Source organism: Pseudomonas bohemica, assembly GCF_002934685.1.
In the GTDB taxonomy this organism is placed as follows: domain Bacteria; phylum Pseudomonadota; class Gammaproteobacteria; order Pseudomonadales; family Pseudomonadaceae; genus Aquipseudomonas; species Aquipseudomonas bohemica.
Genome location: NZ_NKHL01000110.1, coordinates 21,425 through 47,545, shown reverse-complemented (window position 1 = coordinate 47,545; position 26,121 = coordinate 21,425). Strand labels below are relative to the sequence as shown.

At 58.6% G+C, this 26,121-nt stretch carries 22 protein-coding genes and 1 pseudogene; 8 read left to right on the top strand and 15 right to left on the bottom strand.

From position 1 onward, the window contains the following. Positions 1-198: 198 nt before the first annotated feature. A complete protein-coding gene (locus CE491_RS15770) occupies positions 199-804 on the bottom strand; it encodes a helix-turn-helix domain-containing protein (protein WP_110949255.1) in 606 nt (201 codons plus the stop codon). A gap of 289 nt (positions 805-1,093) precedes the next feature. Between CE491_RS15770 and glnT the strand changes: the two genes are divergently transcribed. From glnT to CE491_RS15745, 5 genes are all read left to right on the top strand, one after another. After that, positions 1,094-2,428 (top strand): type III glutamate--ammonia ligase, encoded by a 1,335-nt coding sequence (gene glnT / locus CE491_RS15765; protein ID WP_110949254.1) that lies wholly within the window; start codon positions 1,094-1,096, stop codon positions 2,426-2,428. A 109-nt stretch (positions 2,429-2,537) separates the two neighbouring features. Next, the gene (locus CE491_RS15760; protein WP_110949253.1) at positions 2,538-3,446 is read left to right on the top strand and encodes a class II glutamine amidotransferase; all 909 of its coding nucleotides are present in this window, start codon (positions 2,538-2,540) and stop codon (positions 3,444-3,446) included. After that, positions 3,443-4,126: a GltB/FmdC/FwdC-like GXGXG domain-containing protein gene (locus tag CE491_RS15755; protein WP_110949252.1), complete on the top strand. Its 684-nt coding sequence runs from the start codon at positions 3,443-3,445 to the stop codon at positions 4,124-4,126. The genes CE491_RS15760 and CE491_RS15755 overlap by 4 nt, the downstream gene beginning before the upstream one ends. A 15-nt stretch (positions 4,127-4,141) precedes the next feature. Further along, positions 4,142-5,476 (top strand): FMN-binding glutamate synthase family protein, encoded by a 1,335-nt coding sequence (locus CE491_RS15750; protein ID WP_110949251.1) that lies wholly within the window; start codon positions 4,142-4,144, stop codon positions 5,474-5,476. A 231-nt stretch (positions 5,477-5,707) separates the two neighbouring features. Then, a complete protein-coding gene (locus tag CE491_RS15745; RefSeq protein WP_110949250.1) occupies positions 5,708-7,045 on the top strand; it encodes an ammonium transporter in 1,338 nt (445 codons plus the stop codon). Between the two features lie 111 nt (positions 7,046-7,156). On the opposite strand, the gene CE491_RS15740 is transcribed toward CE491_RS15745, so the two are convergent. Next, entirely contained in the window at positions 7,157-8,194 is a 1,038-nt protein-coding gene (locus tag CE491_RS15740) for an LLM class flavin-dependent oxidoreductase (protein WP_110949249.1), read from the bottom strand. A gap of 100 nt (positions 8,195-8,294) precedes the next feature. Continuing rightward, the gene (locus tag CE491_RS15735) at positions 8,295-8,780 is read right to left on the bottom strand and encodes a flavin reductase family protein (protein ID WP_110949248.1); all 486 of its coding nucleotides are present in this window, start codon (positions 8,778-8,780) and stop codon (positions 8,295-8,297) included. A gap of 369 nt (positions 8,781-9,149) precedes the next feature. Here CE491_RS15735 and CE491_RS15730 point away from each other — a divergent pair, with 369 nt between their 5' ends. Further along, a complete protein-coding gene (locus tag CE491_RS15730) occupies positions 9,150-10,568 on the top strand; it encodes a purine-cytosine permease family protein (protein ID WP_110949247.1) in 1,419 nt (472 codons plus the stop codon). 74 nt (positions 10,569-10,642) lie between these two features. Here the strand turns inward: CE491_RS15730 and CE491_RS15725 are convergent. From CE491_RS15725 to ribBA, 6 genes and pseudogenes are all read right to left on the bottom strand, one after another. Then, positions 10,643-11,044: pseudogene (locus tag CE491_RS15725) on the bottom strand (START domain-containing protein); the annotation flags it as partial. Between the two features lie 382 nt (positions 11,045-11,426). After that, positions 11,427-12,578: an ABC transporter ATP-binding protein gene (locus CE491_RS15720; protein ID WP_110949245.1), complete on the bottom strand. Its 1,152-nt coding sequence runs from the start codon at positions 12,576-12,578 to the stop codon at positions 11,427-11,429. Beyond that, positions 12,575-13,390 carry an ABC transporter permease gene (locus tag CE491_RS15715; RefSeq protein WP_110949244.1) on the bottom strand — a complete coding sequence of 272 codons (816 nt, stop codon included), beginning with the start codon at positions 13,388-13,390 and terminating at the stop codon, positions 12,575-12,577. The genes CE491_RS15720 and CE491_RS15715 overlap by 4 nt, the downstream gene beginning before the upstream one ends. A 5-nt stretch (positions 13,391-13,395) precedes the next feature. Continuing rightward, positions 13,396-14,352, bottom strand: a complete 957-nt coding sequence (locus tag CE491_RS15710) for an ABC transporter permease (RefSeq protein ID WP_110949243.1) — start codon at positions 14,350-14,352, stop codon at positions 13,396-13,398. After that, positions 14,337-15,362, bottom strand: a complete 1,026-nt coding sequence (locus tag CE491_RS15705) for a polyamine ABC transporter substrate-binding protein (RefSeq protein WP_110949242.1) — start codon at positions 15,360-15,362, stop codon at positions 14,337-14,339. The genes CE491_RS15710 and CE491_RS15705 overlap by 16 nt, the downstream gene beginning before the upstream one ends. 309 nt (positions 15,363-15,671) lie before the next feature. Further along, positions 15,672-16,781, bottom strand: coding sequence for a bifunctional 3,4-dihydroxy-2-butanone-4-phosphate synthase/GTP cyclohydrolase II (gene ribBA / locus CE491_RS15700; RefSeq protein WP_110949241.1), 1,110 nt, complete (start codon positions 16,779-16,781; stop codon positions 15,672-15,674). Positions 16,782-16,890: 109 nt separating this feature from the next. Here ribBA and CE491_RS15695 point away from each other — a divergent pair, with 109 nt between their 5' ends. Next, entirely contained in the window at positions 16,891-17,184 is a 294-nt protein-coding gene (locus CE491_RS15695) for a DUF1330 domain-containing protein (protein WP_110949240.1), read from the top strand. Positions 17,185-17,367: 183 nt separating this feature from the next. On the opposite strand, the gene CE491_RS15690 is transcribed toward CE491_RS15695, so the two are convergent. The 6 genes from CE491_RS15690 to CE491_RS15665 form a co-directional block, all read right to left on the bottom strand. Beyond that, on the bottom strand, positions 17,368-17,931 hold the full coding sequence (locus CE491_RS15690; RefSeq protein ID WP_110949239.1) for an NUDIX hydrolase: 564 nt from the start codon (positions 17,929-17,931) through the stop codon (positions 17,368-17,370). A gap of 1 nt (position 17,932) precedes the next feature. Further along, positions 17,933-18,685 (bottom strand): GntR family transcriptional regulator, encoded by a 753-nt coding sequence (locus CE491_RS15685; protein WP_110949238.1) that lies wholly within the window; start codon positions 18,683-18,685, stop codon positions 17,933-17,935. A 195-nt stretch (positions 18,686-18,880) separates the two neighbouring features. Continuing rightward, entirely contained in the window at positions 18,881-19,366 is a 486-nt protein-coding gene (locus CE491_RS15680; RefSeq protein ID WP_110949237.1) for a flavin reductase family protein, read from the bottom strand. Positions 19,367-19,378: 12 nt separating this feature from the next. After that, complete coding sequence (locus CE491_RS15675) at positions 19,379-20,860, bottom strand: aldehyde dehydrogenase (RefSeq protein ID WP_110949236.1); 1,482 nt, start codon at positions 20,858-20,860, stop codon at positions 19,379-19,381. Continuing rightward, positions 20,857-21,690 (bottom strand): alpha/beta fold hydrolase, encoded by an 834-nt coding sequence (locus CE491_RS15670; RefSeq protein ID WP_110949235.1) that lies wholly within the window; start codon positions 21,688-21,690, stop codon positions 20,857-20,859. The genes CE491_RS15675 and CE491_RS15670 overlap by 4 nt, the downstream gene beginning before the upstream one ends. A gap of 40 nt (positions 21,691-21,730) precedes the next feature. Further along, positions 21,731-22,321 carry an amino acid synthesis family protein gene (locus tag CE491_RS15665; protein WP_110949234.1) on the bottom strand — a complete coding sequence of 197 codons (591 nt, stop codon included), beginning with the start codon at positions 22,319-22,321 and terminating at the stop codon, positions 21,731-21,733. Between the two features lie 3,013 nt (positions 22,322-25,334). Here CE491_RS15665 and CE491_RS15660 point away from each other — a divergent pair. Then, positions 25,335-26,121, top strand: a 787-nt coding sequence (locus CE491_RS15660; protein ID WP_407681345.1) for a tyrosine-type recombinase/integrase, incomplete at its 3' end; no start/stop codon positions are given.

Genomic DNA, 26,121 nt, shown 5'->3' with positions numbered 1-26,121 from the left:
ATCAGGCGCCTTAACGTGTCAGGACTCACGCATCGCGCTACAGAGGAAGGCTGCACGGCTCTGCTGTGCGGGAGTGAGCTTGCTCACGAAGCGTCAATACAGGCGCTCGATTTTGAGCGGCCGAAAGCCCTTCGTGAGCAAGTCCACTCCCACAGGATTTGTGCCGCCGACAGGTTCTGAAGGGGGCTTGCGTGTTTTTTACTCCCCCTGCGCACCGTAATTCATGATCGACAACAAGCGGATCGGCACCTGCACCAATTCCTCCGGACCATGAGGGATATCGCCGTCGAACGTCAGGCTGTCGCCCGCCTCCATGTGGTACAGCTGATTGCCGTGGCGGTATACCAGCTCGCCTTCCAGCAAATGCAGAAACTCGGTGCCGGGGTGGGAGAAGGTCGGGAACTCCTCGCTCGCGTCGTCCATGGTCACCATGTAAGCCTCGAAACTCTTCTTCGGCCCGCGGGTGTGGTTCAGCAGGTGGTAGGTGTGGCCTTTCTCGGTGCCGCGGCGTACCACCTCAAGACCTTCGTCATGCTTGACCAGCAGGGCGCTGCTGCCTTGCTGATCGTACTGACTGAACAGCTTGGACATGGGCATGCCCAGCACGTCGCACAAACGGCTCAGGTTATCCAGGCTGGTGGAGACCTGGGCGTTTTCGATTTTGCTCAACATGCCCTGGCTGATCCCGGCAATGCGCGCGACGTCGGCCAGTTTCAGTTCTTGCGCCTGGCGCTGGCGTTTGATCTGAATGCCCAGATATTGCTCGAGTTTCAACTTCGGCTGGTGTTCTTCAGGCGTATTCATCGGTTCTGCACGGTTTCCGTTCAATAATTTTAAATTCGCACCAGGAATGTGCGATTTGCCTTCCGGCTGTCAGGTCAGCAGCGGATTATTCTCACAGTGAAAACGAGTTTCACATATATACAGCGCAAATTCCGCTGTGGCGTGAATCTGATTCCTGGCATACCAAACTGGCAAGGCACTTGCATTCCTGATGGGAAAGTAAGTTTCCTGATCGGAATAACCTCCGCCCAGGCAGCGAAACTGCGGTTCTTAACCTCAACGTTTTGCCTTTCTCCAGGAGTGAACGCTCATGTTGCCACCCGAAACACAGCGGCTGATCGAGGAGCACGGAATCAAATACGTGCTGGCCCAGTTCGTCGATATCCATGGTTCGTCCAAGACCAAATCGGTACCGGTGTCGGGCCTGGAAATGGTCGCTGAAGACGGGGCCGGTTTCGCTGGTTTCGCCATCTGCGGCATGGGCATGGAGCCCCACGGGCCGGACTTCATGGCCAAGGGCGATCTGTCGTCGCTGACACCGGTGCCATGGCAAAAGGGTTATGGCCGCGTCGTGTGCATCGGTCACGTCGAGGGCAAGCCATGGCCGTACGACAGTCGTTACGTGCTGCATAGGCAAGTCCAGCGTCTGAGCGACCGTGGCTGGACCCTCAATACCGGCCTGGAACCTGAATTCAGCCTGTTCAAGCGCGACGCCGCAGGTGCGCTGCAACTGGTCGACGGCAGCGATTCGCTGGACAAGCCATGCTACGACTACAAAGGTCTGTCGCGCTCCCGCGAATTTCTCGAGCGCCTGACCGAAGCGCTGCAACCGGTTGGTTTCGACATCTATCAGATCGACCACGAAGACGCCAACGGCCAGTTCGAGATCAATTACACCTACAGCGATGCGATGGAGTCGGCCGACCGTTTTACTTTCTTTCGCATGGCTGCCGGCGAGATCGCCAACGACATGGGCATGATCTGCTCATTCATGCCCAAGCCTGACCCGAAACGTGCGGGCAACGGCATGCACTTCCACCTGTCCATCGCCAGCGCCGCCAACAAGAACCTGTTCCACGACGCCAGCGACCCGAGTGGCATGGGCCTGTCGAAAATGGCCTATCACTTCGCGGCAGGTCTGCTCGCCCACGGCCCGGCGCTGTGTGCCTTCGCCGCGCCGACGGTCAACTCCTACAAACGCCTCGTCGTCGGCAACTCTTTGTCCGGCGCGACCTGGGCGCCAGCCTTCATCGCCTTCGGCTCCAACAATCGCTCGGCCATGGTTCGCGTGCCTTACGGCCGCCTCGAATTCCGCCTGCCGGACGCCGGTTGCAACCCGTATCTGGTCAGCGCCGCGATCATCGCAGCGGGCCTGGACGGCATCGACCGCAAGCTGGAGATCGACAACGTCTGCAACGAGAACCTCTACAAATTGAGCCTGGAAGAGATTGCCGCGCGCGGCATCAAAACGCTGCCGCAATCGCTCAAGGAAGCCTGCGATGCGCTGGAAGCCGACCCGTTGTTCGCCGAAGTGCTGGGCAACGAGATCGTTGGCGAATTCCTTAAGCTCAAGCGCATGGAGTGGGTCGAATACAGCCGCCATGTGAGCGACTGGGAGATCAAGCGCTACACAGAATTCTTTTGAAAGCAGCCGCAAGCCCAAAGAAATGGCGACTCGGCGGCGAATACAAGATTTTCAATCAACCGGGACAGCTTGCAGCTCGTAGCTCCCGAACGAAGTGAGGACTGCCTCAATGTGCGGAATCGTTGGTTTGTATCTGAAAAACCCGGCGCTGGAATCTCAGCTCGGCAAGCTCTTCGAGCCGATGCTCGAAGCCATGACCGATCGCGGTCCGGACAGCGCAGGATTTGCTCTCTATGGCGATGAAGTGGGCGACGGCTGGGTCAAGCTGACCTTGCAGGCAACCACTGAAAACTACGACTTCAAAGCGCTGATCGCTGCGCTGGAAAGCAAGATTGCTGCGCCTTTGGACTGGTTCCAGAACGCCAGCGCCATCGTCCTGAAGATCAAGGCTGAAGAAGCCGTCGTGCGCGCCGCGCTGGGTGAATTGGCGCCGACCGTGCGCATCATGAGCGCTGGCAAGAGCATCGAAATTCTCAAGGGCATGGGCCTGCCCAAAGAGATTTCCAAGCGTTTTGGCCTGGGCAGCATGACGGGCAGCCACATCATCGGCCACACCCGTATGGCCACTGAAAGCGCCGTGACCATGGAAGGCAGCCACCCGTTTTCCACTGGCGCCGACCTGTGCCTGGTGCACAACGGCTCGTTGTCCAACCACTTCCGTTTGCGTCAGGAACTGCGCCGCGAAGGGATCAATTTCGACACGGAGAACGACACCGAAGTCGCCGCCGGCTACCTGGCCTGGCGTCTGCAACAGGGCGATTCGCTGAAGACCGCGCTGGACAGTTCGCTGCAAGCGCTGGATGGTTTCTTCACCTTCGCTATCGGCACGCGCAATGGTTTTGCCGTGATCCGCGATCCGATTGCCTGCAAACCGGCCATCCTCGCCGAAACCGACGATTACGTCGCCATGGCCTCCGAGTATCAGGCGCTATCGAGCCTGCCGGGCATCGAGAAGGCCAAAGTCTGGGAACCCGTTCCCGCCACCCTGTACATCTGGGAACGAGGAGCTCGCACATGAAAACCATCGATCTTTCCACTGCCAGCGTGCGTGATCTCAATCAGGCGCTGCACGATCAAGTCAAGAATCTCGAAGAGCGCGAGTGGGTGGTGACCCATCCCAACGGCGCCCATAACCTGGCTGTCGGCGTTAACGAAGCGGTGTCCGTCGATATCCAGGGACACGCCGGTTACTACTGCGCGGGTATGAACCAGAAAGCCTCGGTCACCGTGCATGGCAACGTCGGCGTGGGCTGCGCCGAAAACATGATGTCCGGTTATGTGCGGGTCAAGGGCAGCGCTTCGCAGGCGGCCGGTGCCACGGCCCACGGCGGTTTGCTGGTGATCGAAGGCGATGCCGGTGCCCGTTGCGGGATTTCCATGAAGGGCATCGACATCGTGGTGGGCGGCAGCATCGGTCACATGAGCTGCTTCATGGGCCAGGCCGGGCGTTTGGTGGTGTGCGGCGACGCGGGCGATGCGCTGGGCGATTCGCTGTACGAAACCCGCATCTACGTCAAAGGCAAGGTTGAGTCGCTGGGCTCGGACTGCATCGCCAAGGAGATGCGCGCCGAGCACCTCGAGGAACTGCAAGAACTGCTCAATCGCGCCGGTTTCAATGAGAAAGCCTCGGACTTCAAGCGCTATGGCTCTGCCCGTCAGCTGTACAACTTCAAAGTCGATAACGCCTCCGCGTACTGATTCAGGAGCAAGAACATGAGCGATTCCAACAGTCCGAAAGCCCCACCCGTCCTGCGCGAGTCGGCCACCTTCGATCGCCTGACGATCCAGGAGATCCAGCGCGCCGCGGAAACCGGTATCTATGACATTCGCGGCGGCGGCACCAAGCGCAAGTTGCCGCACTTCGACGATTTGTTACTCCTCGGCGCCAGCGTTTCCCGTTATCCGCTGGAGGGTTATCGCGAGAAATGCGGCACCGACGTGATCCTCGGCAACCGCTTCGCCAAAAAACCGATTCACCTGAAGATCCCGGTGACCATCGCCGGCATGAGCTTCGGCGCGTTGTCGGCCAACGCCAAGGAAGCCCTGGGCCGCGGCGCGACCATCGCGGGCACCAGCACTACAACCGGCGACGGCGGCATGACCCCGGAAGAGCGCGGTCAGTCGCAGCATCTGGTCTATCAGTACCTGCCGTCGCGTTACGGCATGAATCCGGACGATTTGCGCAAGGCCGATGCTATCGAGATCGTGCTGGGGCAGGGCGCCAAACCGGGTGGCGGCGGCATGCTGCTGGGGATGAAAGTGACTGAACGCGTGGCGGGTATGCGCACCTTGCCGATTGGCGTGGATCAGCGCTCGGCTTGCCGTCACCCGGACTGGACCGGGCCGGACGATCTGGCGATCAAGATTGCCGAAATCCGCGAAATCACTGATTGGGAAAAACCGATCTACGTGAAGATCGGCGCCAGTCGCCCGTACTACGACGTCAAGCTGGCGGTGAAGGCTGGCGCTGATGTGATCGTGCTCGATGGCATGCAGGGCGGTACTGCCGCGACCCAGGAAGTGTTCATCGAGCACGTCGGCATCCCGATTCTTCCGGCCATTCCGCAGGCGGTTCAGGCACTCCAGGAGATGGGCATGCATCGCAAGGTGCAGCTGATTGTCTCGGGTGGCATTCGCAACGGTGCCGATGTGGCCAAAGCAATGGCATTGGGCGCTGACGCCGTGGCTATCGGGACGGCGGCGTTGATTGCGCTGGGTGACAACCATCCGCGTCTGGATCAAGAGTTGAAGAAGATCGGCTCTGCGGCAGGTTTCTATGATGACTGGCAGAACGGTCGCGACCCGGCAGGCATTACCACCCAGGATCCGGAGCTGTCCAAGCGCCTGGACCCGGTCGAGGGTGGCCGCAGGTTGGCCAACTATTTGCGTGTGTTGGTGCTGGAAGCGCAAACCATGGCCCGCGCCTGCGGCAAGTCGCACCTGCACAACCTCGACCCCGAGGATCTGGTGGCCTTGACCGTGGAGTCGGCGGCCATGGCCCGGGTGCCACTGGCAGGGACGTCGTGGATTCCGGGTTCGCAGTACTGACAGGCGCCACAGCCTGTAGGAGCGCGCCTGGTCTGGGCAGTATTCGAACGATAGTGTCGTGTCAGACAACCCTTTGTTTAGACATATCGCAGTCGTCCGGATGCAGCCCAGACCAGGCGCGCTCCTGCACGGGATCACGTTCATCGAATTAAAAAGAGGCCAGCAAAGCCCGAGGCTTCATCACATCGCTTTCTGCCAGACAATTTTCCATTCATTGCAGGAGCTTCGAAAATGGTTAACCGTCTTCCCGGCAAATCTCTTCTCGCGTCTGTCTCTGCGTTCGGGGCGCTCGGCGCATTCGTTCCCCTGGCCCATGCGGCCGAGGCCCCGACACTTAACACTGGCTGCACCGCCTGGATGGTCACGGCAGCGGTGCTGGTACTGTTCATGTGTCTGCCGGGCCTTGCACTGTTTTATGGCGGTCTCGTGCGGGCCAAGAACATGCTTTCGTTATTCACTCAATGCTTCGGCGTGGCAGGGCTGGTGGGTGTGTTGTGGGTGATCTACGGCTACAGCATGGTGGTAGACACCACCAACATGGTCGAAGGGCAGGTCAGCTTCAACAGCTTCGTCGGCGGGTTGAGTCGCGCATTTCTGGCGGGCATGACGCCTGAGAGCCTGGTGGGCGATATCCCTGAAGGCGTGTTCGTGACCTTCCAGATGACCTTCGCGATCATCACGCCGGCGCTGATCGCCGGTGCTTTCGCAGAACGCATGAAGTTCTCGGCGGCGTTGCTGTTCATGGCCGTCTGGTTCACCCTGGTTTACGCCCCGGTAGCCCATATGGTCTGGGGTGGAGCGGGCGCGTTGATGCACAACTGGGGTGTGCTGGATTTTGCCGGTGGTACGGCGGTGCACATCAACGCAGGCGTGGCAGCACTGGCGGCGTGTCTGATGCTGGGCAAGCGCAAAGGCTACGAAAACGCGCCGATGCCTGCGCATAACTTGAGCCTGACCATGACCGGTGCGGCGATGCTCTGGGTGGGTTGGTTCGGTTTCAACATTGGTTCGGGCGGCGGGCTGAATGGGCTGTCCGGGATTGTCATGCTCAATACCCAACTGGGCGCTTGCGCTGGCATTCTGGGTTGGATGTTCACTGAGTGGTTCAAGGTCGGCAAACCCAGCGCGTTGGGGCTGGCCAGTGGTGCGTTGGCGGGGCTGGTCGGCATCACCCCGGCGTGTGCGTACGTCGGCGTCGGCGGCGCCTTGGCGATCGGCTTGCTGTGCGGTGTGTTCTGCTATCTGAGCGTGACCGTGCTGAAGAAGCGTTTCGGTTATGACGATAGCCTCGACGTGTTCGGCCTGCACGGCATTGGTGGCATGATCGGCGCAGTGCTTACGGGCGTGTTCTGCGTGCCTTCGCTGGGCGGTCTGGTGGAAGACGTGACCTTGGGTGGTCAAGTCGTCGCGCAGATCAAAGGCGTGCTGTTCACCACGGTGTACTGCTTCGCGATCAGCTGGATCATCCTCAAGGTGATCAAGGCCGTGATCGGCTTGCGCGCTGACGAGCATGTGGAGGAGATGGGACTGGATCTGGCTGAGCACAATGAGAGCGCTTATAACCACTGAGTTGCGCGACAGCCTGTAGGAACGCGCTTGCCCGCGATTGCGGTGAGCCAGTCGACCTCGCAGTGACTGGGCTGACGCATCGCGGGCAAGCGCGCTCCTACAAAAGCCAAATCAACGGAAAGATGGGACAACGTGCTTGATAAACAGCTCCAGCGATTTCTTCTTCTCGGCATGGGGCAGGCTGTTGTCGCACCAGAAGCTGAATTCGTCGACGCCCAGTTCCTGGTAGTACTTAATGCGCGGAATGATTTCTTCCGGTGTGCCAATCATCGCGGTCTTGTGCAGGCTTTCCAGTGCGAACTCCGGACGCTCCGCGAATTTCTCTTCCGGGCTTGGCGCGAGGAAGCCATTGACCGGCGTGGTCTTGTTGCCGAACCAGGCATCGAAAGTGCGGTAGAACTTCGAGATCGCCTTGGCGCCGATTTTCCAGCCTTCAGGATCATTGTCCGCATGCACGTGGGTGTGGCGCAGGACCATCAGTTGCGGGCGCGGCACGTCAGGGTTGTTGGCTAGCGCGGCTTCGAACTTGTTCTTCAAATCGACGACTTCCTCGTCGCCCTTCATTAATGGCGTGACCATCACGTTGCAGCCGTTTTTTACTGCGAAATTATGCGAGTCCGGGTCGCGGGCGGCGATCCACATCGGCGGGGTCTTGATCGGTTTCGGCACGCTGGTAGACGTGGGGAATTTCCAGATTTCGCCGTCGTGGGCGTAGTCGCCTTGCCACAGCGCCTTGACCACCGGAACCATCTCGCGCAACGCCTGGCCACCGGCAGAAGCCGGCATGCCGCCAGCCATGCGATCGAACTCGACCTGATACGCGCCCCGTGCCAGGCCCACTTCCATGCGGCCATTGCTGATCACATCCAGCAGCGCGCATTCACCGGCGACCCGCAGCGGGTGCCAGAACGGCGCAATGATGGTGCCGGCGCCCAGGTGAATGGTGGTGGTCTTCGCAGCCAGGTAAGCGAGCAATGGCATCGGGCTTGGTGAAATGGTGTATTCCATGGCGTGGTGCTCGCCGATCCAGACGGTGCTGAAGCCGCCTTGCTCGGCCATCAGCGTCAGTTCGGTCAAGTCCTCGAACAGTTGGCGGTGGCTGACTGACTCGTCCCAGCGTTCCATGTGTACGAACAACGAAAATTTCATGACGCTTTCCTCGGATTTTTCTTACCGTCCGCTGTAAAACGGTCGGGCGTTTTCGGTATACCGTAATACTTCGTATTGTCGGTCATCAAGTACAGGAGGCTCACGCGAAAGCGGGCAGGGCGCCCATCTTCCCGCGGCAATACACCAGCGGGCCGGCGGGCTGCGCTGGCAGGATCAGGTTTTTTACCGCGCCGACCATGATCGCGTGGTCGCCGCCTTCGTATTCGCGCCACAACTCGCATTCAATGATCGCACTTGCATTGGCGAGCAGCGGGTTGCCCAGCTCGCTCAAGGTCCATTCGATACCGGCGGCCTTGTCCTTGCCTTTGCGGGCGAAAGCATAGGCCTCGCTCTGCTGGGTGCCGGAAAGCAGGTGAATGGCGAAGCGCTTGTTCTTGATGAGCGTCGGATATGAATCTGAACTGTAGTTGGGGCAAAACAGCACCAGCGGCGGATCCATCGACAGTGAGCTGAAAGCGCTGGCGGTCAGGCCGACCACTTCGCCATCGTCATGGAGCGTGGTGATCACGGTTACGCCGGAAGGGAAGGAGCCCATGACGTTCTTATAAGCGTTTGCGTCGATCATTTTGCTACCTCTGCGGTCAGGCCGAAGGTGATTAGTTTTGTGTGTCTGATGGTATACCGTAATACTAATCGTGCAAGCATTTTTTCTATTTTGCGGGTCGCTTCAGATGATCGATAACGAAGCCTGCACCCCATGTAGAACGGCGTTACAGACAGCGCTGAACCGGTTTTTCAGTCACTGTCTGACCCTTGCAATCGATCAGAAAAGCACAATCAGACGGTTGTAAATTGTTGGCATACCATAATATGGTTATGTCGCTCGTGACTGCAGGGAAGTGTCTACGACATTGAAAAAGCGCAGTGAGGTCTCCGCGACCGCCAGCGCTTCATGGTTTTAGCTGCGCACAACGACAAGAATTCAGGCGAAACGATGACTACTTCCGATTCCCACGACTGCAAAGCAGCTCCGCTCATTGAAAATCACACCGTCGACTACGTGCCCTTGGCCGAACGCCATGGCAAGGCACGGGACCTGTTCACGCTGTGGTTCAGCACCAATATCGCGCCATTGCCCATCGTGACCGGGGCGATGGTGGTTCAGGTGTTCCACTTGAATCTACTCTGGGGCCTCATCGCCATTGCCCTTGGTCACATGATCGGCGGGGTGGTGATTGCCCTGGCCTCGGCGCAAGGGCCACGCATGGGTATTCCGCAGATGGTCCAGAGCCGTGGGCAGTTCGGTCGCTATGGCGCGTTGCTGATCGTGTTCTTCGCGGCGCTGATCTACGTCGGCTTCTTTATCTCCAACATCGTACTGGCCGGGCAGTCTATTCACGGCATGCTGCCTGCTGTGCCGATGCCGGCGGGCATTGTAATCGGCGCGCTGAGCGCCACGGCCATTGGGGTGATCGGTTACCGCTTCATTCATACCCTCAACCGCATTGGCACCTGGGTGATGGGCGCGGCGCTGCTGGCCGGGTTCATCATGATCTTCAGCCAGCACCTGCCGCTGGATTTCTTCAGTCGCGGCAGCTTCAACCTTTCCGGCTGGCTGGCGACGATTTGCCTGGGGATCATCTGGCAGATCAGCTTCTCGCCATACGTGTCGGACTACGCGCGTTACCTGCCGTGCGATATCGGCATCGCCAAGCCGTTCTGGGCTACCTATTTCGGCGCGACAATGGGCACGATTCTGTCGTTCAGTTTCGGCGCGGTGGCGGTGTTGGCGACACCTGAAGGCACCGAGGCGATGGTTGCGGTGAAGCAGGCCACCGGGTTTCTCGGGCCGATTCTGATGCTGCTGTTTCTACTCAATATCATTAGCCACAACGCGCTGAATCTGTATGGCGCGGTGCTTTCGATCGTCACTTCGATTCAGACCTTCGCGGGCGACTGGACACCGAGCATCAAGGTGCGCGTGGCGCTGGCGACCGTGATTCTGGCGGGCTGCTGCGTAACCGCAGTTGGCGCCTCCAGCGACTTTATTTCGCAGTTCATCGGCCTGATCCTGACCCTGCTGATCGTGCTGGTGCCATGGGCGTCGATCAACCTCATCGATTTCTACCTGATCAAGCGCGGCAGCTATGACATCGCCTCGATCTTTCGCGCCGATGGCGGTATCTACGGACGCGTCAACCCCCATGCGATCATTGCGTATTTCATCGGCATCATCGTGCAGCTGCCGTTTGCCAATACCTCGCTGTATGTCGGGCCGTATGCGAATTACCTGGAGGGCGTTGACCTGTCCTGGCTCGTGGGGCTGCTGGTGACCTGCCCGTTGTATTACTGTCTGGCCACGCGGGGGCAGGGTGCGCGAGCCAAGGCGGCGCGGTTGGGGTACGCGGAGTAGGCCTGCTTGTGATTCTGCCCAAGGCGTAGGCGCTTGGCATCAAGGTCTGCGCTGCACATCCGCCGAATGCCGCCTTGGCGTTCGGCCACGGCGCGTAACCTCTTGAGCGTCACCGTCGGCGCGTCGATCACGAAGCGGTTCGCCAGCCACGACGGGATGTTTGCGGCGGGCTCGGCGTGCAGCTGGTAAGTCACCTCGGTTTCCCGCTCGCCCTTGGGCACCATCTGCCACACACCTTGCAACTGCTCGACACGAATCAGCCCCGGGACCACCGGTTCCATGCCGATCACTGCGCTCAAATGCCGTATCACGCTTCCATCCTCGATCTGTTCGGTCTGCACTCGCGGCACCATGTCGCGGGTGTCGGCGGGCCATGGCAGGTCGGTGGTCAGGTAAACGAAAGTGCTGTCGCCATCGATTTTCAGCAGCTGCATGTCGGCACAGGCGTAAAGCCATTTACAGACGATGATCAGATCTCTTGCGGACGGCTTGGGGTTGGCACGTCGGCCTTGATCTGCGCAGCGAAAGCGCGGGGATTGGGATTGGGATAGCAGGTTAGTGCAGTAACTGTGGGAGTGAGCTTGCTCACGAAGACTGACTTTCAGGCGGTGGATGTCATGTGAATGTACCGGCCCCTTCGTGAGCAAGCTCACTCCCACAGGTTTGTGGGTCGCACGCGCTAGGACATGGATGTCCGTTAGGTGCGGGCCCACGGAGCCTCGTCGGAGTGTGAGTATCCGACGAGTCGGACCAAGTCGGCAGCAAGCACCTTGATTACTTGGGGTGCTTTTCCAGGTAACGGGCCGAAGGCGAAGCAGTGCTGCCGTTAGGCAGAATCAATACCCGCAACTTCGATGATCAATGCGCCCCAGCCGCCTTGTTCAGGTCACTTTCGGCCCATTGCGTATACACACACGCATCGGCCGTGGCCCAGCGGACGCGCACCTGTTCGCCGGTCTTCAGCGGCATGCCAGCAGCAGACAGCGCCTTGACCGTCATTGCCGTCCCACCCTGTGTCAGCACTGCGCAGGTCTGGCTCTCGCCGAGAAACAACACTTCGCCAACTTTGGCGCTGACTTCGTTCCAGCCCGTCTGCAAAGGTTGGGCTGCGGCCTGTTCGACGCTGAGCGCCTGCGCCTTTTCCGGGCGAATCATCAGCAGCGTGTCCTGACCGGTTTGCAGGCCGGCAGTCAATCGAATCGACAGCAATTGCCCTTCGAACGTCGCCACTGCATTACCCTGCGCCTTGAGCCTGAGGAAGTTGGAGTTGCCCAGGAACGACGCAACGAAAGCGTTCGGCGGGTTCTGATACAGGTCGTAACCGCTGCCCAGACCGACGATTTTGCCGTGGCTGAAAATCGCGATGCGCTGAGACAGGCGCATGGCCTCTTCCTGATCGTGGGTCACATAGACGATGGTGATGCCCAGCCGACGATGCAGCTGACGCAGCTCATCCTGCAGGTCCTCGCGCAGTTTCTTGTCCAGCGCGCCGAGGGGTTCGTCCATCAGCAGAATGCGTGGCTCATAGACCAGCGCCCGGGCGATGGCGACACGCTGCTGCTGGCCACCGGAAAGTTGCGAAGGGCGGCGGTGGGCAAACTGATCCAACTGCACCAGCTTGAGCATGGCATCGACGCGTTTGTTGCGCTCGGCCGCCGCCAGTTTGCGGATGGCCAGCGGGAAGGCGATGTTGTCGCGCACCGACAGATGCGGGAACAGCGAATAACGCTGGAAGACCATGCCGATGTCGCGCTTGTGTGGCGGCACGTTCACCAGGGATTTGCCGGACACCAGAATTTCGCCGGAGCTTGGCGTTTCGAAACCTGCCAGCATCGACAGCGTGGTGCTCTTGCCCGAGCCGCTGGATCCGAGGAAGGTCAGGAACTCGCCGTCCTGGATGTCCAGCGAGATATTGTCCACCGCAGCGAAGTCGCCGTAATGCTTGTTCAGGTTGCGCAGGCAGACCAGCGTCTGGGGTTGTTGTGCAACGTCTTTGATCACGGCACTCATGAAGGCATCCTCGCTTCGTTGCGGCGACGCAGGGTCGCGGCGATAAACATGACCAGCACCGACAGGGCGATCAGCAGCGTCGAGGCGACGGCAATGACCGGGGTCAGGTCCTGGCGCAGGGTGGTCCACATCTTGACGGGCAGCGTCTGCAGGTTCGGGCTTGCCATCATCACGCTGAGTACCACCTCGTCCCACGAGACCAGAAAGGCGAACAGCGCGCCGGCCACCATACCCGGGCGAATGCCGGGGAAGGTCACCTTGAATACCGCCTGGATTCGCGACGCGCCGCAGATCACCGCAGCGTCCTCGATGGACTGATCGAACAGCTTGAGCGAGTTGATGATCGAGATGATGGTGAACGGCAGCGCAACGATCACGTGGCTGACCACGAACGAGAACAGCGTGCCGGTGTAGCCCAGCTTGAGGAACAGCGCGTACACCGCCACCGCGATGATCACCAGTGGCACGATCATCGGAAGGGTGAAAATGCCGTACAGCATGTCACGTCCGGGGAAGCGTCCGCGCACCAGCGCAAACGCGGTCGGTAGCCCCAGTGCCACGGCGAAGATCGTCGTCAATACGGCGACTTTCAGGCTGGCGAAGGCAGCAGCCATCCATTCCGGATTATTGAAGAACTGCTGATACCACTTCAGGGTCCAGCCAGGTGGCGGAAACACCAGCCACTGGGAGGAGCCGAACGACAGCAGCACGATGAAGACGATCGGCAGCAGCAGAAACAGCGCGATCAGCCCGGTGACCGAGTACAGCCCCCAGCGCAGGCGCGGGCTCATGGCATTAGGTGTCAGGAGCATGGCGGTTACCTCGTGTTATTGGCGCCGACCGGGGATTCCGGCTGCAGCTTGAGGTAGAAATAGAACAGCACCAGGGTGATCGCGATCAGCAACGCTGCGGCCGCACTGGCCAGGCCCCAGTTGAGGAACGACTGCACCTGCTGAACGATGAACTCCGGCAGCATCATGTCCTGCGCGCCGCCGAGCAGGGCCGGGGTGACGTAGTAGCCGAGGGACATGACGAAGACCATCAATCCGCCCGAAAACAGCCCCGAGCGACACAGCGGCAGGAACACCTTGAAGAAGTTGGTCCATGGGCTGGCGCCGCAGATGGAACCCGCCTGCAACACCATCGGGTCGATGGCGGCCATGGTGGCCTGCAAGGGCAGCACAATGAACGGGATCATGATGTAGCTCATACCGATCACCACGCCGGTCAGGTTATGCACCATCTCCAGCGGCTGATCGATGATGCCCATCGCCATCAGCGTCTTGTTGATCACCCCGGAAGCCTGCAGCAACACCAGCCAGGAGTAAGTGCGCGCCAGCAGGCTGGTCCACATCGACAGCAATACGATGTTGAGCATCCAGCGGCCCCAGCCGCGAGGCACCAGGGTAATGGCCCAGGCTAGCGGGAAGCCCAGCAACAGACTGAACAACGTCACCAGGCCTGCCACCGAAAAGGTGTTGAACAGCACGCGGGCGTAGGCGGAGTTGGCGAACAGTTGCTCGTAGTTGCCAAGGCCCGGCGTCGGTTCGAGCACGCCGCGCAGCAGCAGGCCGATCAAGGGCGCAAAGAAGAACAGGCCGAGGAAAATCAGGGCGGGGAACAGGTTGCGGCTGCCTTTCCAGCGCTGTGACAACACAACCGTCTGCTTGATCGTCACGACCTGAGCGGGTGCCGTGCCGGCGGTGCTGGGCGCACCACCGACCGGCTTGGATTGACGGGACGCAATGGCCGTCATTTTTACTTGACCAGCCATTCGTTCCACCGTGTCGCGATGTCCGGTCCATTCTTGGCCCAGTACGCGAAGTCGAGAGTGATTTGATCCTCGGCGTAGGCGGTAGGCAGGTTCGGCGCGAGGGTTGAATCCAGGCGCTGCACGCTGTCCAGATTGACCGGGGCATAAGCGGTGAGGTTGGAGAAATCAGCCTGCCCCCTGGCACTGGAGGCTTCGGCGATCAGCTTCATCGCGGCGTCCTTGTTCTTCGCACCTTTTGGCACCACCAGGAAGTCGGCCATGACCAGGTTCTGCTTCCAGCTCACACCCACTGGCGCTGCGTCTTGTTGCAGGGCGTAGACCCGACCGTTCCAGAACTGGCCGAGCGAAGCTTCACCGGAGGCCAGCAGTTGCTGCGACTGGGCGCCGCCGCCCCACCAGACGATATCTTTCTTGATGGTGTCGAGTTTCTTGAAGGCCCGGTCCAGGTCCAGCGGATAGAGCTTGTCGGCCGGTACGCCGTCAGCCAGCAGGGCCAGTTCCAGTACGCCAGGGCTTGGCCATTTGTACAGCGCGCGTTTGCCAGGGAAGGTTTTGGTGTCGAACAGGGCCGTCCAGTCATCGGGCTTGGCTTTGCCGAGTTTGCTTTCGTTGTAGCCGAGCACGAAGGAGAAGTAGAAAGAACCGACGCCGTGATCCGCGACAAAGCGCGAATCGATGCGATCTTTCTTGATCACGCTGAAATCGAGGGGTTCGAGCAAGCCTTCGCTGGCAGCACGCAGAGCGAAGTCGGCTTCGACATCCACCACATCCCACTGCACGTTGCCGCTCTCGACCATGGCCTTGAGTTTGCCATAGTCGGTCGGGCCATCCTGCACAACGGCTGTGCCCGAACTTTTGCTGAACGAATCCGCCCAGGCCTGCTTTTGTGCATCCTGAGTAGAACCGCCCCAGCTGACGAAATTGACGCTGTCCGCCGCCATTGCCGCGTGACATGAGAGCGCCAACACACCTGCTGTCAGAACCGCTGTTGCACGTTGAATCAACACCATTTTCACGCCCTCATTTGTTGTGTTTTTGAGCGGGCCTTTATTGCCCACCTGTCGGGAGCAGTGGATCCATTGGATCTGAAAATCGGGGCCGGTCAGAGGCTGTTGTTTGTGCTGTCCCTTACGGGCGCATCTGACTGAAAATGCTTCGGCCTACGGAATGTCATATTATGGTATTCCAAACTTTCTGCAAGCACTTTGCCGTTTTGAATGACGCGTATTTTTAAATTATTTGTGAGGCCCGGCCCCGTATTTACGGGGCCAAACGCCGATTGACCGGTGAAGCGGAAGAGCCAGGGGCGGGGCGGTTTTTCAACCGGGAAATGGAATGCTTTCAACCACTTCCAGATCATATCCAGTCAGCCCCGCGTACTTGAGCGGCGGGCCCAGGTGACGCAGTTTGCCGACGCCAATGTCTTGCAGGATTTGCGCCCCGGTGCCGACTTCCGAATAAATTCGTGACTGGGAACGGGTGTATCGGCGCGGGGGTTGAATCAGTTGCGGGATGCGTTCGAGCAGCGCCTGGGACGACTCGTGATTGGCCAGCACCACAACGACGCCGCGCCCCTGTTCGGCGACCTTTTGCAGGGCGGCCCAGAGCGTCCAGTTGGCCGGGCCGTTGTACTCGGCGCCAACCAGATCACGCAGCGGGTCGACCACATGCACGCGCACCAGCGTTGGCTCGTCGCGGCGCACCTCGCCCATCACCATGGCCATGTGCACACCGCCCTCGATGCGGTCTTCGTAACTGATAAGGCGCAAAGTGCCATGAACCGTCGGCAGCTCGCGTTCGCCGATGCGCACGATGGTGTGTTCGGTGCTCAAGCGGTAGTGAATCAGGTCGGCGATGGTGCCGATGCGGATTCCGTGTTTCTCGGCGAAGCGTTCCAAATCGGGCCGCCGGGCCATGCTCCCGTCGTCGTTCATCACCTCCACGATCACCGAGGCGGGCGTGAATCCGGCCAGGCGGGCGAGATCGCAACCGGCTTCGGTATGACCGGCCCGGCTCAATACGCCACCTTCGCGGGCGCGGAGCGGGAAAATATGGCCAGGCTGAACGAGATCGTCAGGCTTGGCGTCAGTAGCGACGGCGGCCTGAACGGTGCGAGCGCGGTCAGCAGCAGAGATGCCGGTCGTGACGCCAGTCGCTGCTTCGATGGACACCGTGAAAGCGGTGGAGAACACGCTGCCATTACTTGGCACCATCTGCTCAAGGCCCAGGCGCTGGCAGCGTTCGTCAGTCAACGTCAGACAAATCAAGCCGCGTGCTTCGTTGGCCATGAAGCTGATGGCCTGCGGGGTGCAGCGGTCGGCCGCGAGCAGCAGGTCGCCTTCATTCTCCCGGTCTTCATCATCAACCAGGAGGACCATCTTGCCGTGGCGGTAATCTTCGATGATGTCTTCAATGCGGTCGAACGCCATACTGGGATTCTCTGTTTTATCATGGAAGAATTGCGGTATACCATAAGACAGAATATTTCACAGATTTGGCTGATTTGAAATCACATCATTGAGAAAAAGCGAGAGTGCGATGAAGGCTTACTGGATTGCCCACGTAGACATCACTGACCCGACGCAATACGCCGAATACACCCAGCGCGGCCCTGCGGCGTTTGCCAAATACGGTGGAAAGTTTCTCGCACGCGGTGGCCGCGCCGAAGCACTCGAAGGCAGGAAGACCCCGCAGCGCACCGTGATCATCGAGTTTGACTCCTATGAGCAGGCGCTGGCCTGTTATCACTCGGCCCAGTATCAGGAAGCGATAAGCCACAGAAAGGGCGTTGCCCATGCGGAGATCGTGATTGTCGAGGCGTTTGCGGGGTAGGGCGCGGGTTGCTTGATGGTTCGCATGACATCGGCCATGCGCTGATTCTGTGAGAGTGAGCTTGCTCACGAAGGCGTCGGGTCAGTCCTGATCCACTGCATTCGTGAGCAAGCTCACTCCCACAAAGAGCCTGTGTTCGACCTTCGGTGCGTGACTGTCTGGTCGCTGGCGATGTTTGGCATCTCACCGAATGAAATGGATCTTCCCGGCATCGTCATTGCCCACATAAATCCCATACACCCCGGCCTGTCGCTCGGCGATGTAGCGTTCCAGAATCTGTCGGATGGCGGGGTAGTAAATGCTGTCCCACGGGATGTCTTCAGGGTCGAAGAACTTGCAGCCCAGGGTCTCCGGGCCGAACTGGTCGGTGACCTCAAGCGCGATGGCGCGAAAGACGATGTACACCTCGCTGATCTGCGGGACGCTGAAGACAGAGTAGGGCGAGATGATCTCGGCGCGCACGCCGCTTTCTTCCCAGACCTCGCGCAATGCCGCCTGCTCGGTGGTTTCGCCCGCTTCCATAAAACCCGCCGGCAAGGTCCACGTGCCGGGACGCGGCGCGATGGCGCGCTGGCAGAGCAGATACTTGCCCTCGCGCTCGATGATGCAGCCGGCGATGATCTTCGGGTTGACGTAGTGGATGTACTGACATGCTCCGCACATCAGCCGCTGATGGGTATCTCCGTCAGGAGTGCGCTGAGCGAGGTCAGTGCTGCCACATTGCGGACAAAAGCGCGGGGCGGGCATGTCAGCGTCCTATGCGCGGTTCCTTCAGAACCACGGGTTCGACGATATCGCGCACTTTGGTGCCATCGTCCTGTTTGGATTTGAGGTAATCCAGCGCAACCTTGGCCGCACTGCGTACGTGATCGACCGAAGCCTGATGCGCAGCCAGCGGGTCACCGCTTTTGATCGCCGCAACGATTTTTTCCATTTCCCGATTGCTCGCGCCGCGACGGTTTTCCTGAGAAACGGAGGTCGCGCGCAGATAACTGATGCGTGCCTGCAACTGGCGCAGCTGAGTGGCGGCAACGTGGTTGCCCGAACCTTCGAGCAGCACGTCGTAGAAGCTCTGCACCGAATCAAGCACCTGCTGCAGCTCGCCTTCTTCCAGCGCCTTGCTGTTCTCGTTCAGGGCTTTTTCCAGGGCTCGAATGTCCTTGGCCTTGGCGCGCAGGGTGAACAGTTGAACGATCAGCCCTTCGAGCACGCAGCGCAGCTCATAGATGTCACAGGCGTCTTCAAGGGTGATGATGGCGACGCGCGGGCCCTTGGCGTCGGCGAATTCCACCAGACCTTCGGATTCCAGGTGGCGCAGGGCTTCGCGTACGGAAGTGCGGCTGACACCGAGGCGATCACAGAGGTCGCGTTCGACCAGGCGATCGCCGGGCAGCAGTTGGAAGTTCATGATCGCGCTGCGCAGTTTGTCCAGCACGATTTCCCGCAGGGTGACGGGGTTGCGATTGACCTTGAAGCTGTCGTCGAGTGGCAGGCGTTTCATGGGGTCCGCTCTGAAGATGGCTGTCCATGCGAAAAAAGCGGCTTGATGATCGAGCGCGCAGTCATTTCAGGCAGCCATGTAGTTGACTGGGGTGACCCTAGGGCCAAAACGTTGCGCAGTTTACCACGCTGTGTGCCGCCAACCAGCAAGCCCATCGCCGGGATGGGCCTGATTTCAACTCTCTATCAGCGAATTTCACGCCAGAACCGGTAAAGGTCCCAGTTTGCCCCGGTGATAGACCATCGGCGTAACCGGCACCTCAGGCAGGATCAGGTTTTGCACTGCGCCGACGATGATGGCGTGATCGCCGCCGTCATACTCGCGCCACAGTTCGCACTCGATGATGGCAGTGGCCTTTGCCAGCAGCGGGTTACCCAGTTCACTCAGATGCCACTCGATGCCCTTTGCCTTGTCCTTGCCTTTCCCGGCAAAAGCGTAAGCCTCGGCTGTCTGGTCGGCCGACAGCAAATGAATGGCGAACCGCTTGCTGTCACGCAGAATCGGATAGGTGTCGGAGGCGTAGTTGGGGCAGAACAGCACCAGTGCCGGATCGATCGACAGCGCGCTGAACGCGCTGGCGGTGATGCCGACGATGCCGCCGTCCGGATCCAGGGTGGTGACCACCGTGACCCCAGAGGGAAATGACGCCATGACGTCTTTGTAAATCCCGGGTTCGATCATGTCGAAAACCTCTTAACGCATCACGAAAGGGTCGGGCATCGGTTCTTGCGAGAGGTTGATCCACACCGTTTTAAGCTCTGTGTAGGCCAGTACCGAATCGATACCGCTCTCGCGACCGTAGCCGCTGTTCTTGAAACCGCCGATCGGCGCCATGGCCGACACGGCGCGATAGGTATTGACCCAGATGATCCCCGAGCGCACATCGCGAGCCAGGCGATGGGCGCGACCCAGATCGCGAGTCCAGATACCGGCGGCCAGGCCGAATTGCGAGTCGTTGGCGATGGCCAGCGCTTCAGCCTCGTCCTTGAAACGGATCACTGAGGCCACCGGGCCGAAGACTTCTTCCTGCATGATCTTCATCGAGTTGCGGTCGCATTCGAACAGCGTCGGCTCGTAGTACCAGCCATCGTTGTCTAGCTGCGCACGCTTGCCGCCCGTACGAAGACGCGCGCCTTCTGCCAGCGCATCGGCCACAAGTCCTTCGACCACGGCCAGTTGCTGAGCAGTGGCCATGGGACCCATTTCGCTGGTTTCGTCCTGCGGATTGCCAATGCGGATACGTTGGGCGCGTTGCACCAGACGCTCGACGAACTCGTCGTAGATTTCGTCCTGCACCAGCAGGCGCGAGCCTGACACGCAGCTTTGCCCCGACGCCGCGTAAATCCCGGCGACTGCGCCGTTGACGGCACTGTCCAGATCGGCGTCAGCGAAGATGATGTTCGGTGATTTGCCGCCCAGTTCCAGCGACAGTTTGGCGAAGTTCTCGGCACTGCCGCGCACCACATGCCGGGCTGTTGCGGCGCCGCCGGTGAAGGCGATCTTGCGCACCAGCGGATGGCGGGTGAGGGCGGCACCGGTGCTTGGGCCGAAACCGGTGACGACGTTGACCACCCCCGGCGGAATACCGGCTTCGAGGGCCAGACGCGCCAGTTCAAGAATGGTCGCTGAGGCATGTTCAGAAGGCTTGAGCACGATGGTGTTGCCAGCGGCCAAGGCCGGGGCGAGCTTGATCGCGGTCAGGTACAGCGGGCTGTTCCAGGGAATGATGCCGGCCACCACGCCCATCGGTTCGTGCACCGTGTAGGCAAACAGGTCGGGCTTGTCCAGCGGCAGGGTGCCGCCCTCGAGCTTGTCGGCCAGGCCTGCGGTGTAGTGGAAAAACTCTGGCAGATAACTGACCTGGCCGCGGGTTTCGCGGATCAGCTTGCCGTTGTCGCGGCTTTCCAGCTGTGCCAGATGCTCTTTGTTTTCGGCGATCAGATCGCCCAGACGACGCAGTAATTTGCCGCGGGCAGTGGCGGTGAGTTTGCGCCAGGCCGGATTTTCAAAGGCCGCCTGCGCGGCCTGAACGGCGCGCTCGACGTCGGCTTCATCGGCGTCGGGCAACTCGGCCCAGGGCTGGGCCAGCGCCGGGTTGAGGCTTTCGAAGGTCTTGCCGGACAGTGCATCGACCCACTGGCCGTCGATGCACATCTGGAAACGGGTGAGACTCATGCAACGATCCCCTTTACCGAATTGTTTTGCGCGTCTGAATGCTTGAGGAAATCCAGCAGCATCTGGTTGACCAGCCGCGGCGACTCCACCGGCATCATATGCCGCTGCTCGGCAAGTATCTGCACCTGTGCACCATGGATGCGCATCGCCAGCTGGCGTGCCATGTCAGGCGTCGAGCCAGGGTCCAACTCACCGGTCGCGATCAGTGTCGGCGCACGAATCTGCCCCAGATCGTCGGCGCGGTACATGTCCTGAGTCGCGAACAGTTGATAGGTGGTCAAATAACCCTGTGGATCATTGCTGGCAAGAATCTGCCGGATCGCAGCGATCTGCGCCGGATTGGCGGCCTGGTATTCGCGGCTGAACCAGCGTGACAGTGCCTCCGCAGCATTGGCATCAGGGCCATGTTCGGCGGCCTGGCTGGTGCGGGCGATGACCGCGGCGCGCTGTTCGGCACTGCGATTGAACACGCTGTTGAGGATGACCATCCCCGAAAGGTGCTGCGGGAAGTGCAGGGCAAACGCCCGTGCCACCAGACCGCCCATGGAAAAACCGATGACCGTAGCGCTCGGCAGGCCCAGGTGCTCCAGCAACTCGCGCAGTTGTTCGGCGAAACCGGGCAGCCCTGTCTCGGGATCCGGACGCGGGCTGGCGCCGTGACCGAGCATGTCGTAGGCAATGACTCGATAGTGCGGGGACAGACCGACTATCTGTCCTCCCCACATCTCCTTGTTCAGGCCGACCCCGTGAATCAACACCACGGGGTGGCCTTGGCCGGTCGCCAGATAACTGGTGCCGGCCGGGGTGCGTTCAGCGGTGAGCCGAATCATGGATCGCTCCTGCACAGGCCTTATTAGTATGTCGAACGGGTCACTGAGCCTTCTCGGCCGCCAGTTCTTCGAGGTCCATGTAGCGGTTGCCGATGCGCGGGTGCAGGCGGCCGCCGTTGGCAGCGCCCAGCACGACAATGATCTCATCGGCGCGTGGGGAGTCTTCGATGTGCATTTCCAGGGTGATGTAATGCGAACGCAAACCCTCGTCGTCCTTGTGCATCATCGGGATCTGGATCGAGGTGCCCTGGCCGCCACGCTTGTTGGTGAAGCTCAAGTAGCTCTTGGCTTTTACTGCCTCGCGATAGTGGTTGCCGAAACGCAGCGTGTGAATGACCGCAGAGGCGTGTTCGATTTCGCCCTCGGCACCGACCACGGCCGCCTTGCCATAGGCCTGAATCTTGTCGGCGCCGCCGATCAAACCGGTCAGACGCTCAACCATCAAGGCGCCCAGGTCGGAGCAGTTGGCGCGAATTTCCGGCTTCAGGTCTTCTACGAAACCGCGGCCCAGCCAGGGGTTCTTCATCACCACGGCAAGACCCACCATGGTCACCGGCGTGTCGGTGGCCTTGCCGCCTTCGATCAGGGTCTCTTCGAGGTAGCTGACGATTTTGCGGATTTCAAAACTCATGAATGGCTCCCGGGTTCTTGATCAGATTATTCGTGGGGTTTGTATTTGGTATGATGGTATACCATAAGATTGATCGTGCAAGTGGTTTGTGTGGGGTTGCGGGAAAAAGTGTCAGCGTTAAAAGATAAATCTGGCTGCGCCAGTGATCCGTATCGATACCATTTGGCTCGCTACCGAACCGATGGACACGTAGCTGCGAATATGGCTAGATAATTAGCGAAGACTCAGACAGATGCCGTATTTAACATAATATACATTATACGAAGCCCCATAGCGTTGCTTGAGCGGTGATGTGAGCAGCTGTTAAACATGGCAAAAAAGCAGGTAAACATGACAAGCCAATTTTTTCAGGGATTTACGGCAATCTTCTCATGCCCATTGAGACGACATTGCCATCCTAATCTGTCTCTGGCTCAGCCCAAGACATATCAACGGTACGCATCCCGCCACACAGGCCGCAGACTGAGTGCTTAAGGACGCCCGTGCCGCAGCACGACTGACAATCCTCCATATCCTCAGATAAACCCGTTGCATCACATTCACCGCATTCAACGTCGGTACACTCGCCAGAGCCGTTACATGCGGGACAGGTTATGTTCACAAATTGCCTCTTCCGGTAACTGGCTATTTGCATGGTTTCCGACAGTAAGAGCCAGAACCGGCTGATTGCCACTGAGAGCCATTGAGTTCGGACAGGCTACCCGGGATCGTCTGACGCTTGCATTCATGTGATCGGAGCGATCGCCGCTCAATAACTCGATCGCCAAGCCACCAGTCGCGTCAAGACGCGAGGCATCGACATGGAGCAGGATACTGCGGAAGCTTGAAAGACTGCAGCAGCCGAGGTGCTCTGTAAATCCGTCAGGATCAAGTGATATCCGAATACCTACTACCTAGCGACTGTTGAGGATGCCCTCCACAGTAATCAGCACCGCCCACGTAATATCCGATAAATGCCAGACCCGGATATTGCAACGTATTTATGATATAGCGTCATCTTTTTGGACCTGGCTGCTCATCGTTTGGCTTGGACACGCCTAGGTTTAGCATCCTGCTTCTAGTGAAGCGTTCGCGAAACTAGTAGAAAACCACCCCGGCCTTCCTTGAACCCCGCGTCAGACGTGACCTCCAGCGTTCTTGCCGGGCTTGCACAGGACGTCGATTTTGCAAAAACCTGTAGACACCAAATATCGAGCTATCCCGTTGTTATACATGAAGATTATTGGATTTCAGTCCGAGTTTTCGCCCATTGACGGCATAGCCCTTTTTTGCAAAAACTACGAGAACGGTCGAACACTCATCTATTCACCCAAAATAGCCTGATAGCCCCGGACTGCGTGGCCTGCAGCCAATTTTTCACAAACGACGATAAGCGCCCACCTTTCATTTACTAGGAGAAACGTCAGCAGGTTCGGTGGCTGGATTGATGCCTAGGTAGCCCTTGCGCCTGCAGGCCTTGCTGTGTCGGCCTACAGGGTGTTTTTCTGTACTAACACCGGCACCTCCGACGCAACGTTAGCCCAGTAGGTACTGACACGCTCAATCTACTCCCTCAATGTTGGGGGTTAGCCCAAGATTGCCGCTCAACCACGTCGTATTCACATGCGTGTTCCCGTGAATCCGGCTAGTTAAGGGCTGTTTGTTCAACAACAAGTAGAATCGCCATTATTTCAACAATCTGTAGAAATGTTCATTGTTCACTAATCTGTAGAAACGTAAATTGCAAAAACCTGTAGAAACTCATTCTTTCCTAATTCTCTCTGATGGGATGAGTACATGAGCTGCTCGCACTGCAAAAAATACCTGCGGCACATCTGCACAATAAGAGTCTGTTGAGCACTTGTAGGTATTGCAATAAATTGTTGTCATCGAGAGTTGCTCTAAATTCAAGACCGTAAACACGCGTAAGGCCGTGTAAAGAACTTAGGTCGGCAATAATTTTCAGCCACACACTGAAAAATAAGTATTAGCTCTATTCTATTGCCCGCTACATTTATCTGTAATCGGCCTGGCCGGCCATAGGCAAATGCCCATCGGTATTGCGGTCGATTTCGGGCCGGCCGCTCCAATCTTGTCGACATGCCCTGCGCGGGCTGAGACTGTCCCCGCCAGCCGCCAGCCGCCAGCCAACGCCCGGACTTGGCCCAGGCAAGCTAACCCTAAGGGGAGCCACAAAGCCAATCCACACCTCCCGGCAATCCCGGTACTCAATTTAAGTCAAAACAGATTGATACAGACATCCTAACTGGTACTCTCAATTAACAAGAAAACCATATGATAAGAAATACCAGAAAATAGAGTGAACGCCTTTAATTAATAACCCCAGCGACAATATACGTTTAAACCGAAAAATCGGATATTTCAGACTGTCTCCCTAGTGCGATCGCAAGCTTAAGTCAAGACTTAAGATCGAATTCTATCGATCATGTACGCATCATGGAATTTGAAGAGCGGAGTTGCACGCAAGCACAGAGAGGACTAGTATCGGGCATTGTCAAACGATCATTCTATTAATCAGCTGATGGCGAGGACGGGATTATGAAAGACACCCTTCTAACTTCCAGTTACTTCCAATACTGGAAGTTTCTCGCTGAAGCTAATCACTCGGTAAAGCCTTCTAATGTCTCAACTGCCGCGGCCTATATTTGAGTCCTATGAGATCTTCATTGATCAAGACTTTAGTTCGCCTGAGCCTGGCATGGTGTGTGTTCGAGTTTACCTGGACTCATTTGAGCCCATGGTTGAGGCACACAAGGGTTACCTAGCGGTGCGTAGTTTTCTGAGGTCATTCTCGGACAACAGTTTCACCTTCACGTCTTACCGCACACATGTGGAACGATTGCTCCTATGGTCGATGCTTGTTAAGCGCAAACCATTTAGCCAGCTCAAGCGTCAAGACGCCGAGGACTACCTTGAGTTCTGCCGGAACCCGCCGGCAGACTGGATTGGCCCAATTGTTCGCGGGCGGTTTGTCTCCAGCAGTCACACAGAGTCAACGTGGGGCGATCTGGTTATGCCGAACGACAAATGGAGGCCTTTCAGCCTGAAATCTTCCAAAGCTGCTCGTCGTGAGAAGGAAAGCTGCGGTCAGCACCCAGGGGTGGAACTACCCGAGAGCTACAAAGCGTCTCAAGGCACCATCAATCAGGTGTACTCAATCAGTAGTCGTTTTTTCGAACATCTGGTCGAAGACGGAGCAGTTGCTGCCAATCCGTTCCGCATGATCAAGAAAAAGGGGCAGAATCGGAGCACTCCGCAAGAAGAAGGCGCTCATCGCGCATTGACGCCTCTTCAGTGGGACTACGTTCTGGAAACCGCTGAACAGATGGCGTTGACCGAACCTGAGCGTCATGAGCGAACGCTGTTCATCGTAGCTACCCTCTTCGCCATGTACCTTCGGGTTTCAGATATCGTCGGCAGACCTAATTGGCACCCGATCATGGGAGATTTTCGACAGGACGAAGAAGGAAATTGGTGGTACCACGTCATCGGCAAAGGCAACAAAGCCGGAAAGATTGCCGTTAGAGACGAGTACGTCACTAAATATCTCAAGCGCTATCGGCGTTTCGTTGGCCTGCCCGAGTTGCCACAGTGGGAGGAAAAGACACCCCTGCTCACTACGCTGCGCGGCAGATCAGGTCTTTCAGGACGACAGGTGCGCGCCCTCCTCCAGGCTGTTTTTGATAACGCGTTGTCTCGGATGCGAGATGAAGACCGAGAGGAGCACGAGCTGATCAGCCTTAAAGCTGCTTCTGCCCATTGGCTTAGGCACACGGCGGCCACGTTCGATGCGCCGCTGC

Coding starts and splice junctions, on each gene's coding strand:
- CE491_RS15675 (WP_110949236.1), bottom strand. CDS start 20,860: ATGAGTCTCACCCGTTTCCAGATGTGCATCGACGGCCAGTGGGTCGAT.
- CE491_RS15740 (WP_110949249.1), bottom strand. CDS start 8,194: ATGAAATTTTCGTTGTTCGTACACATGGAACGCTGGGACGAGTCAGTC.
- CE491_RS15670 (WP_110949235.1), bottom strand. CDS start 21,690: ATGATTCGGCTCACCGCTGAACGCACCCCGGCCGGCACCAGTTATCTG.
- glnT (WP_110949254.1), top strand. CDS start 1,094: ATGTTGCCACCCGAAACACAGCGGCTGATCGAGGAGCACGGAATCAAA.
- CE491_RS15695 (WP_110949240.1), top strand. CDS start 16,891: ATGAAGGCTTACTGGATTGCCCACGTAGACATCACTGACCCGACGCAA.
- CE491_RS15730 (WP_110949247.1), top strand. CDS start 9,150: ATGACTACTTCCGATTCCCACGACTGCAAAGCAGCTCCGCTCATTGAA.
- CE491_RS15685 (WP_110949238.1), bottom strand. CDS start 18,685: ATGAAACGCCTGCCACTCGACGACAGCTTCAAGGTCAATCGCAACCCC.
- CE491_RS15690 (WP_110949239.1), bottom strand. CDS start 17,931: ATGCCCGCCCCGCGCTTTTGTCCGCAATGTGGCAGCACTGACCTCGCT.
- CE491_RS15735 (WP_110949248.1), bottom strand. CDS start 8,780: ATGATCGACGCAAACGCTTATAAGAACGTCATGGGCTCCTTCCCTTCC.
- CE491_RS15710 (WP_110949243.1), bottom strand. CDS start 14,352: ATGGCTGGTCAAGTAAAAATGACGGCCATTGCGTCCCGTCAATCCAAG.
- CE491_RS15705 (WP_110949242.1), bottom strand. CDS start 15,362: ATGGTGTTGATTCAACGTGCAACAGCGGTTCTGACAGCAGGTGTGTTG.
- CE491_RS15680 (WP_110949237.1), bottom strand. CDS start 19,366: ATGATCGAACCCGGGATTTACAAAGACGTCATGGCGTCATTTCCCTCT.
- CE491_RS15745 (WP_110949250.1), top strand. CDS start 5,708: ATGGTTAACCGTCTTCCCGGCAAATCTCTTCTCGCGTCTGTCTCTGCG.
- CE491_RS15770 (WP_110949255.1), bottom strand. CDS start 804: ATGAATACGCCTGAAGAACACCAGCCGAAGTTGAAACTCGAGCAATAT.
- CE491_RS15755 (WP_110949252.1), top strand. CDS start 3,443: ATGAAAACCATCGATCTTTCCACTGCCAGCGTGCGTGATCTCAATCAG.
- CE491_RS15720 (WP_110949245.1), bottom strand. CDS start 12,578: ATGAGTGCCGTGATCAAAGACGTTGCACAACAACCCCAGACGCTGGTC.
- CE491_RS15715 (WP_110949244.1), bottom strand. CDS start 13,390: ATGCTCCTGACACCTAATGCCATGAGCCCGCGCCTGCGCTGGGGGCTG.
- CE491_RS15665 (WP_110949234.1), bottom strand. CDS start 22,321: ATGAGTTTTGAAATCCGCAAAATCGTCAGCTACCTCGAAGAGACCCTG.
- CE491_RS15750 (WP_110949251.1), top strand. CDS start 4,142: ATGAGCGATTCCAACAGTCCGAAAGCCCCACCCGTCCTGCGCGAGTCG.
- CE491_RS15760 (WP_110949253.1), top strand. CDS start 2,538: ATGTGCGGAATCGTTGGTTTGTATCTGAAAAACCCGGCGCTGGAATCT.
- ribBA (WP_110949241.1), bottom strand. CDS start 16,781: ATGGCGTTCGACCGCATTGAAGACATCATCGAAGATTACCGCCACGGC.